This is a genomic window from Cognatishimia sp. (assembly GCF_964229375.1).
In the GTDB taxonomy this organism is placed as follows: domain Bacteria; phylum Pseudomonadota; class Alphaproteobacteria; order Rhodobacterales; family Rhodobacteraceae; genus Cognatishimia.
This window is the reverse complement of record NZ_CAXREH010000040.1, coordinates 1-8,789: the sequence shown is the minus strand read 5'-3', so window position 1 is coordinate 8,789 and position 8,789 is coordinate 1. Positions and strand designations below refer to the sequence as shown.

General features: G+C 57.8%; 9 protein-coding genes. 4 read left to right on the top strand and 5 right to left on the bottom strand.

Annotation, left to right across the window (positions count from 1 at the left end; all coding sequences use genetic code 11):
- Window positions 1–934 (top strand): murein transglycosylase A (locus ACEQWH_RS03190; protein WP_370228264.1); only part of this gene is annotated, 934 nt, incomplete at its 5' end.
- Window positions 931–1,524 carry a Smr/MutS family protein gene (locus ACEQWH_RS03185; RefSeq protein WP_370228262.1) on the top strand — a complete coding sequence of 198 codons (594 nt, stop codon included), beginning with the start codon at window positions 931–933 and terminating at the stop codon, window positions 1,522–1,524. The genes ACEQWH_RS03190 and ACEQWH_RS03185, both read left to right, overlap by 4 nt.
- Here the strand turns inward: ACEQWH_RS03185 and ACEQWH_RS03180 are convergent.
- From ACEQWH_RS03180 to hslV, 3 genes are read right to left on the bottom strand one after another with little or no spacing between them, the layout of a single operon-like run.
- Window positions 1,508–2,719 (bottom strand): MFS transporter, encoded by a 1,212-nt coding sequence (locus ACEQWH_RS03180; protein WP_370228260.1) that lies wholly within the window; start codon window positions 2,717–2,719, stop codon window positions 1,508–1,510. The genes ACEQWH_RS03185 and ACEQWH_RS03180 overlap by 17 nt on opposite strands.
- 3 nt (window positions 2,720–2,722) lie before the next feature.
- Entirely contained in the window at window positions 2,723–4,033 is a 1,311-nt protein-coding gene (hslU, locus tag ACEQWH_RS03175) for an ATP-dependent protease ATPase subunit HslU (protein ID WP_370228259.1), read from the bottom strand.
- 15 nt (window positions 4,034–4,048) lie between these two features.
- The gene (gene hslV / locus ACEQWH_RS03170; protein ID WP_370228257.1) at window positions 4,049–4,606 is read right to left on the bottom strand and encodes an ATP-dependent protease subunit HslV; all 558 of its coding nucleotides are present in this window, start codon (window positions 4,604–4,606) and stop codon (window positions 4,049–4,051) included.
- 224 nt (window positions 4,607–4,830) lie between these two features.
- Between hslV and ACEQWH_RS03165 the strand changes: the two genes are divergently transcribed.
- Window positions 4,831–5,013: a DUF1127 domain-containing protein gene (locus ACEQWH_RS03165; RefSeq protein WP_370228256.1), complete on the top strand. Its 183-nt coding sequence runs from the start codon at window positions 4,831–4,833 to the stop codon at window positions 5,011–5,013.
- Between the two features lie 107 nt (window positions 5,014–5,120).
- A complete protein-coding gene (locus ACEQWH_RS03160; RefSeq protein ID WP_370228254.1) occupies window positions 5,121–6,026 on the top strand; it encodes a hypothetical protein in 906 nt (301 codons plus the stop codon).
- 53 nt (window positions 6,027–6,079) lie between these two features.
- On the opposite strand, the gene trxA is transcribed toward ACEQWH_RS03160, so the two are convergent.
- Window positions 6,080–6,400: a thioredoxin gene (trxA, locus tag ACEQWH_RS03155; protein WP_370228252.1), complete on the bottom strand. Its 321-nt coding sequence runs from the start codon at window positions 6,398–6,400 to the stop codon at window positions 6,080–6,082.
- Window positions 6,401–6,460: 60 nt separating this feature from the next.
- Window positions 6,461–8,789 (bottom strand): double-strand break repair helicase AddA (addA, locus tag ACEQWH_RS03150; protein WP_370228250.1); only part of this gene is annotated, 2,329 nt, incomplete at its 5' end.

Genomic DNA, 8,789 nt, shown 5'->3' with positions numbered 1-8,789 from the left:
CGGCTGGGCGGCGGACGATCACGGCGCTGCCCTCGCCGCTTTCATGGAAACATGTGCCGATCTGGACGATCAGGACTGGCGCGCCCTGTGCGCCATCGCGCCAAACTTCGGTGACGCCAGGCTTTTCTTTGAGTTGTTGTTCCGCCCCGTGCAGATCGACGATGCGCGTGACGCGCTTTTCACCGGATATTTCGAACCAGAGCTGAACGGCTCGCGGGTGCAGACCGCCCGCTTTCGCTATCCTGTGTATCGCAAGCCTCCGGAGCTGCGGGATGGCACTTTGTGGAAATCTCGGCGCGCGATCGAAACCACGGACATCATGAAAAACCGAGGCCTTGAAATCGCCTGGGTTGACGATGCCACCGCCCTGTTTTTCATGCAAATTCAGGGATCTGGACGTATCAAGCTGCAAGACGGCTCTTACATCCGGCTGGGGTATCGGGCTTCTAATGGGTTTCGTTATCGGTCTGTTGGCGCAGAGCTTGTGCGGCGCGGAATTTACCAAAACCATCAGGTCTCGGCCAAGGTCATTGCCAATTGGGTGCGCCGCAACGGAGTCGCGGGCGAGGAACTCTTGCGCCACAATCCGGGGTATGTGTTCTTTCGCGTGATCCGCAATGTGCCGGCCAGCAAAGGGCCGTTGGGCGCGATGAACCGTCCATTGACGACGTTAAGGTCGGCTGCGGTTGACCCGCGCTATGTAAAGCTGGGCGCGCCGGTGTGGATTGAAAAACGTGGGGCAAATCCGCTGAACCAACTGTTCATCGCGCAGGATACGGGATCTGCGATCAAGGGCGCACAGCGGGCTGATATCTTCTTTGGAACCGGAGAAGACGCAGGTCTTGCCGCCGGACGCTTGCGTGATCCGGGACGAATGATAGTACTGCTGCCGATTCAGCGCGCTTATGCGCTGTTGCCCGAGACGGTGATGTGACCAAACGCAAGCTAAGTAAAGATGAACATGATCTGTGGCAGAAGGTGGCGAAAACCGCCGACCCGCTGCATGATTTGCGTCCGGTTCCTGCGGCCAAACCCGTTTTGCCCACGCCCATCAAGGTCTCGGATCCCGTCGCGCCTGCGACTTTGCCTAAGTTCAAGGTTGGCTCAAAGTCGCGCAACGCGGCTCCTGGCGACAATCTGGCCCCGACGCTGTCCGAGCGGCTTGCCGACGAGCCAGTGCGCATGGACCAAAAAGCCTTCCAACGCCTGAAACGCGGCCGTCTTTATCCCGAAGCTCGGATCGATTTGCACGGGATGACACTGGATCAGGCGCATCCTGCGTTAACGGGTTTTGTGATGCGGTGCTATGCAGAAGGCTGTCGGTTGGTTCTGGTTATCACCGGAAAGGGCAAATCCCGCGATGATGGAGGGCCGATTCCGGTTCGATTTGGCGTGCTGAAGCATCAGGTGCCCCAATGGCTGAAAATGGCACCGCTGGGCCAGGTTGTTTTGCAAGTCACCGAGGCGCATCAGAAACACGGCGGCTCGGGCGCCTATTACGTCTATCTCAGGCGTCTGAAGTAAGACGTGCCACCCCGCGCCATTGCGCGAGTGTCACCAGCGCAAAATAGGCCGCGACGCCAAAATACTGCGCCTCCAGCGCCAGCCCCAGATCGATCAGTGTGCCCGTCAATCCCGGCCCGATGGCCGACCCAAACACCATGGCCGCCGCTGCGATTGCTTTGATCGAACCGATGTGACGGGTGCCATAAACCTCGGTCCAGAACGCCGGAACCAAGGTCGAAGACGCGCCTGCCGTGATCCCAAAGAACAAAAGCCCCAGCCAGATCATGGGCAACCCTGACGCCAGCGCAAAGCAGACGAAGGCGATGCACATAGGCAGAACGTAGAGCGGCAACAAGCGCGTCACGCCAAACCGGTCCAGCGCCCAGCCGAACGTGGCCATCGACGCGACAGTCACCGCTGTAAAGAACGGAAAGCTCGAGACCAGCGACAGATGCGTCAGCCCTTTCATCTCGGCAAAGTGGACCTGATGAAAGAAAAACGCGGTGCCAAAGGCGGACAGCCCGACAATCGCAGGCATCAACAACCAGAACAGCCAGTGCCTCAACGCATCGCCGCGGGTCCAGTGCAAGCCCTTTAGCCCTGCGTTTTCAGACGACGCGGCCAATTCACCCGGGCTGCGTTCTGACTTTAGCAGATGGCGCAGCACAGGAATACCAAGCGCCGCGATGATCGCAGCGGCCACCCATAAAAGACGCCAGTCCAGCCACCCCATCAGCAGAACAAAACTAATGGGCAGGATCACTTCTGCGATGGAAAACCCAAAGGTGGCTGTCGCGATTGCCCGGCCCCGCATTTTGGCAAACCAGCGGCTCATGATGACGATGCCAAGGTGGCTCGACATGCCCTGCCCGGTAAACCGCAGCGCAAAAACCACCAGCGGCAACAAAGCGGCATAGGGGTTGGCCGCCATGAACAGGCAGGCTGCAACCGATCCGGTCAAGATCGCGGTTCCAAGTACTCGCGCTCTGAGCCTATCTGCAAGGGCTCCGGCCCAGACCATAACCACAGCCGACGCCGTGGTGCCCATGGCATAGATCGCGCCCCATTCGCCGTGAGACAGGCCAAACTCTGCGCGGATTTCGCCGGCAAAGATCGAGATGAAAAACGTCTGACCAAAGCCCGACATGAATGTTAAAAGCGCGCCAGCAGCAAGCCAGCGCGCGTTCTCGATCAGAAACCGGATAAATCCCATATTCTACAGAACATAGCGGGACACATCCGCCGATTTGGTCAATTCGCCCAGGTTTTTTTCAACAAACTCGGCGTTCACAGTAATGTCCTGCCCGCTTTGGTCCGGAGCGTTAAAGGACAGTTCTTCAAAGACCCGCTCCATAACAGTGTAAAGCCGCCGCGCACCGATGTTTTCCACGCTTTGGTTCACATCCGCCGCGATCTTTGCAAGCTCTGCAATGCCGTCGTCGGTAAAGGTCACCGTGACCTCCTCGGTCTTCATCAAGGCTGTGTATTGGCGTGTCAGCGCGTTGTCGGTTTCCGTGAGAATGCGGACAAAGTCGTCCTCGGTCAGCGCCCGCAGTTCGACGCGGATCGGCAAGCGACCCTGCAGTTCAGGCAACAGATCCGACGGTTTCGCGATATGGAAGGCGCCGGATGCAATAAACAGGATGTGGTCGGTTTTCACAGGCCCGTGCTTGGTGCTGACGGTGGTGCCTTCGATCAATGGCAGCAGGTCGCGCTGCACACCTTCGCGACTGACGTCACCGCCACGCGCGTCTGAGCGGGCGCAAACCTTGTCGATCTCGTCCAGAAAGACGATGCCGTTCTCCTCGACTGAACTCAGCGCCGTCTTGGTGACGGTTTCATCGTCCAGCAGTTTGTCGGCCTCTTCGCCGATCAGAACGTCATAGCTTTCGGCGACTGTCAGCTTTTTGCGCGTGGTGCGCCCGCCCATGGCTTTGCCGAAAATATCACCAAGGTTCATCATGCCCATTTGACTTCCAGGCTGACCCGGGATGTCGAACATGCCCCCCAAAGGGTTCGTTGTATCCGCGATTTCAAGTTCAATCATGGTGTCGTCAAGATCGCCCGCCAGCAGTTTTTTGCGGAACATCTCGCGGGTGCCTTCGCGTGCGTCTTCGCCTGCGATTGCGGTAATGACACGCTCTTCTGCGGCGGAACGCGCGTTGGCCTTCACCTCTTCGCGCATGTACTCGCGGGTCTGCAGGATGGCAGCGTCTACCAGATCGCGGACGATCTGCTCTACGTCGCGCCCGACATAGCCGACTTCGGTGAATTTGGTTGCCTCGACCTTAAGAAACGGCGCTTTTGCAAGCTTCGCCAATCTGCGAGAGATTTCGGTTTTGCCGACACCTGTTGGCCCGATCATCAGGATATTCTTTGGATAAACTTCGTCACGCAGGTCATCTGACAGCTGTTTGCGCCGCCAACGGTTGCGCAGCGCCACAGCAACGGCGCGCTTGGCGTCTTTTTGGCCAATGATAAAGCGATCCAGCTCAGAGACAATTTCGCGGGGAGTAAGGTCGGTCATCTTTGGTCCTTCGCCTTAAGCGCTGATCGTTTCGACCGTCAGGCGGCCATTTGTGTAAACGCAGATGTCTGCCGCGATCGCCATCGCGTCGCGAGCGATTTCTTCGGCGGATTTGTCGCTGTCCATCATGCCGCGCGCGGCCGCCAAGGCATAGTTGCCTCCCGATCCGATCGCGGTGACATCGTGCTCTGGTTCCAGAACATCGCCAGCCCCCGTGATGACAAAGAGGTCAGTCCCATCAGTCACAATCAACATTGCCTCAAGCTTTTGCAGATATTTGTCCGTGCGCCAATCCTTGGCCAGTTCCACCGACGCGCGCGCCAGCTGACCGGGGGTTGCCTCGAGCTTGGCCTCAAGACGTTCCAGAAGGGTAAAGGCATCCGCGGTCGAACCGGCAAACCCTGCCACAACCTCATGACCGCCCGGCTTCAGGCGACGCACCTTGCGTGCAGTGCCCTTGATGACGGTTTGCCCAAGACTGACCTGCCCGTCGCCCGCAATGACGACCTCGCCGCCTTTCTTGACGCCAATGATCGTGGTGCCGTGCCATCCGGGGAAAGTGTCATCTGCCATAGCTGCCTCCTGCATTCGGTGTTCTTATATGGGACGCCCCCCAAAAAGACACAAGCCCGCGGGCGAAATTGCACTGGAAATGCAGCGGCGTGGGCGAAATTCAAGCTATGCACGCGCTGCAATACGGGGCTGTCGAACTGGCATTTGTAAAGTTCACAAACTGCCTGTTATTTGCGCACAACAACCGACGTTGGGTCGGCTGTCCCATTAAAAGGAATACTGAAATGGCATCTATCGCTCTGACCGCACAAGCGCCTTTCAAGGCAGCTGGCCAACTCTTTGCATTTGTGGAAGCAGCATTTGCATCCATCAACGCACGCAACATCGCACGTCGTGACCAGCGTATCCTGTCGCAACTTAGCGACTCGCAGCTGGACGACATCGGCCTGACACGCGCCGACTTCTAAATCCTGTCAAAACACTCCCTGGAAAAGGCCGTCTGATACACTCAGGCGGTTTTTTCTTTTTGGGCGCTGCGCTAGGGTTTTGACAGCTTCCCAACGTGCAAAGTGACATGACCGCGCCGCGCATCACACGTTTCTATCTGACGCCACCGCGCATCAAGAAAGTGCGCGCTGGCAAAGACCGCTTCATAACGCGCCTCAGCCAGGTGTTGTGCGACGCAGGGTTTGAGATCGAGCTGCACGACACCAGATCCGCGCGCAGTCAGTACGAAGGCTATTCCATTTTCAGCATGGAGCCCCCGAACCCCGAACGCTCCGTGACTATCCGCGAGGCGTATCATCCCTCGTTTCACCGCATCGAAGTCCAGAAACAGCGTTGGCTTTGGGATGTGGCGCAAGCGCGGTTTGATCCTGCAAAGATAGATCAGGAGCGGGCCCAAAAATTCTATCGCCACTGGCAGGAACGGCTGTTTGGCGACGCGGCGCGCCATACCACGAATGACGGGTCTGTGTTGATTCCTTTGCAGGGCAAGTTGACCCAACACCGGCAGTTTCAAGCCTGCAGCCCGATCGACATGATATCGCACACGGCCGAACGATTTGCAGATCGCAGGGTATTGGTCACACGACATCCGCGCGAGATGTATTCACCTCGCGACATAGCGGCGCTGCAGGACTTGGCACGCCAGTTCCCCAATATCGACGTCTCAGACCGGCCTTCGTTTCAGATCGCGCGCACCTCCGATTTCGTGGTGACGCAGAATTCCTCAGTGGCCTTTTTCGCGAGCTTTTTTGGCAAACCATCCATTCTTTTTGGAAAGATCGATTTTCACCACATCGCGTTGGACGTCACGCAGATGCCGATACAGGACGCGTTTCAGCAGATCGAAGCTCACGCTCCGGACTACGCCGCCTATATCTGGTGGTTTTGGCAGAGACGGGCGATTAATCTGCGCAAGCGCTCGGCAGATGACCGGATCCGCGCGCGATTGCGGGCGCTTGGTTGGCCCCTCTAACGAAAAAAGCGCCCCGGAACCGGAGCGCTTTGATCAACTCTATGTGCCGTGGCTTAGATCGAGTCTTCGATCCAGCTTTGCAGCGCCGCTTTCGGGGCAGCGCCCGCGCGGTTGGAAATCACCTGACCATCTTTAAAGATGAACAACGCCGGAATGCCGCGCACGCCCATGGACGCTGCAGAATTCGGGTTGCTGTCGACATCGACCTTGGCGATTTTGATCTTGCCTTCCATCTCGGAAGACAGCTCTTCGAGAGCTGGACCAATTTGTTTACATGGGCCACACCACTCTGCCCAGAAATCGACGACGACTGGGATAGAGGAATTTTTGACTTCGGCGTCAAAAGTGGCATCGGTGACAGCAACGGTTGCCATAAGTTTCTCCTAACGGGGGGACTGAATTGGCTTAGAACCTAGGTACGAGATGCTGGGGCGTCAAGAAGCATGCGCCCTATGGAGTGCGGCGTTCACCAATTCTTGAGGCAAACGGACCAGTTCAGCGGTTTTCGTCCATAAAAGCGCCGTTTCGATGGTTTTGTCCGGATAGATCTGCGCCAGCGCATGTGCATAGGCCCCCATCTGGCGCAGCAGGCCTTCGGGGATCATCTCTGGCGATTTGGGTACCACCGCGTTGGTCTTGAAATCGATGGCCAGAACGCGGTCTTGTTCAACGATCAGCCGGTCGATTGTGCCGTGCAGACGGTCTTCGCCCAATTGTGCGGTTATGGAAACCTCTACCAGAGCATTCGGCGAAAACACCGGGGTCAGATGTTCGCTTTTCAGAACGCTGGATGCTTCGCTCAGCAGGGAGAGGTCGCCTGCGCCAGCTTCGGTCAGGTCCAGAATGTGGCGGGCTGCGCGCTCCCAGTCAGATGGGGGATGATTGGGCAGATGTTCCAGCAATGCGTGGATTGCCAGGCCCCTCGCCTTAGCGGCCTCCTCGTCCAAACCGGCCTCGCCGGGCAATGCCTTGGCACCCCCAAGATCAGAGGGGCTTAGGGTTCTGGATTCAGGCTCTGTATCAGGTGCATTTGTAGCAAATATAGTCTCTAACTCACCAGAAATGGGCTCTTTAGCATCGGGTTTGTCCTGCACATCTCCGCCCCAGTCGCCATGCGAATACTGCAGCCCCTGCCCGATCAAAAAGTCTTTTGGCACCGCACCGACAGAATTCATGCCCGCCTCGATGGTTTGATACCAAGTCTCGCCAGCCTTATCCAAATCACCTGCCGCCGCGACGATCAGCCATTTCTCGGCGCGGGTCATCGCGACATAGAGCAGACGTTGTCGTTCCTCCATCTGGCGATCAGCCAGCGCGTTGCGTTTGTCGGCCACCGTGTCCGGCATATCCGCGCTTGGTCCCGTCCAGAGTGGCACCCCATCTGCATCAAGGATCGCGGGCGCGCTGGGCCGCATGCGTTTGCCGGTGTCAGGCATGATGACAATCGGGGCTTCCAGCCCCTTGGACCCGTGCACTGTCATCACGCGGATGCGGTCTTCGGCCGAGTCCATCTGGCGTTTGATTTCCAGATCATCTGTCTCCATCCAGACCAGGAACCCCGTCAGGCTGGGCACGGATGAGCGCTCAAACGCCAACGCCTGACTGAGCAATGCGTTGATGCCATCCTCGGCCTCGGATCCAAGTCGCGACAACAGTTTGGCGCGCCCGTTATGGCGCGTCAGAATGCGTTCGATCAGGTCAAAAGGACGAAGAAAGTCGGTCTGGCTCATCAGATCGGCCAGCACGGACATGGTTTCTGGGTATTCCTCGCCCCGATCCCGCAGCGCCTGCCATAAAAGCGGCACGGTTCTGCGATGCGCGAGGTCAAACAGGCTTTGTTCTGACCAGCCAAACAACGGAGACCGCAGCACGGTGGCCAAAGACAGGCTGTCTTCGGGGGTCGACAGGAAGTTCAGCAGCGCCGCAAGATCACGGACCGCCAGTTCAGCGCCGACTTTCAGCCTGTCTGCGCCGGCAATCGGCAGATCAGCGGCTTTACAGGCGCGGATGATCTCTTGGAACAGGTCCGAGCGCCGCTGCACAAGGATCAAAAAGTCACCGGCTCGCACTTTGCGCTGCGAATAAACGCCGTCTGGTCCCTTTTTGTCTGGAATCGTCGCCCCGGTCGCGATCATGCGTTTGATTTGGTCCGCAATCATACGCGCAAGGTGCACGGTGTGGTGCATTTCGCTCAGGCGATCGACAGGATCGTACCAGTCGCCCTCTTCTGCCTTTGGCGTAGGCTCGATGACCGGCCACAAATCCACACGGCCGGGCAGATCGCTGTTGAATGCGATGTGGTGTTCGAAATCCGTGTCCGGACGCAGTTTGAAACAGGCATCCACCACACGCAAAATCGCATCCGAGGACCGGAAAGAATATTCCAGCTCCAGCGGTTGCAGCGGCGTTTGTGATCCATCCAGTCGGGCCGCGAACTCGTCGCGCATGCGATCAAACTCGGCCGGATCCGCGCCCTGAAAAGAATAGATCGATTGCTTTTTGTCACCGACGACAAAGATCGTACGCGGATGCTCGTCATCATGCGCGCCCTCGCCCGACGTGAATTCCTGCGCCAGCCGTTCAATCACCTGCCACTGTTCGGGGCTGGTATCTTGGGCTTCGTCCACCAAAATATGGTCAATCCCGCCGTCCAGACGATAGAGTACCCATGCCGCGACAGTGGGGTCATTCAACAGATCACGGGCGCGGATAATCAGATCATCAAAGTCCAACCACCCCAGAATCTGCTTTTGATTTTCGTAC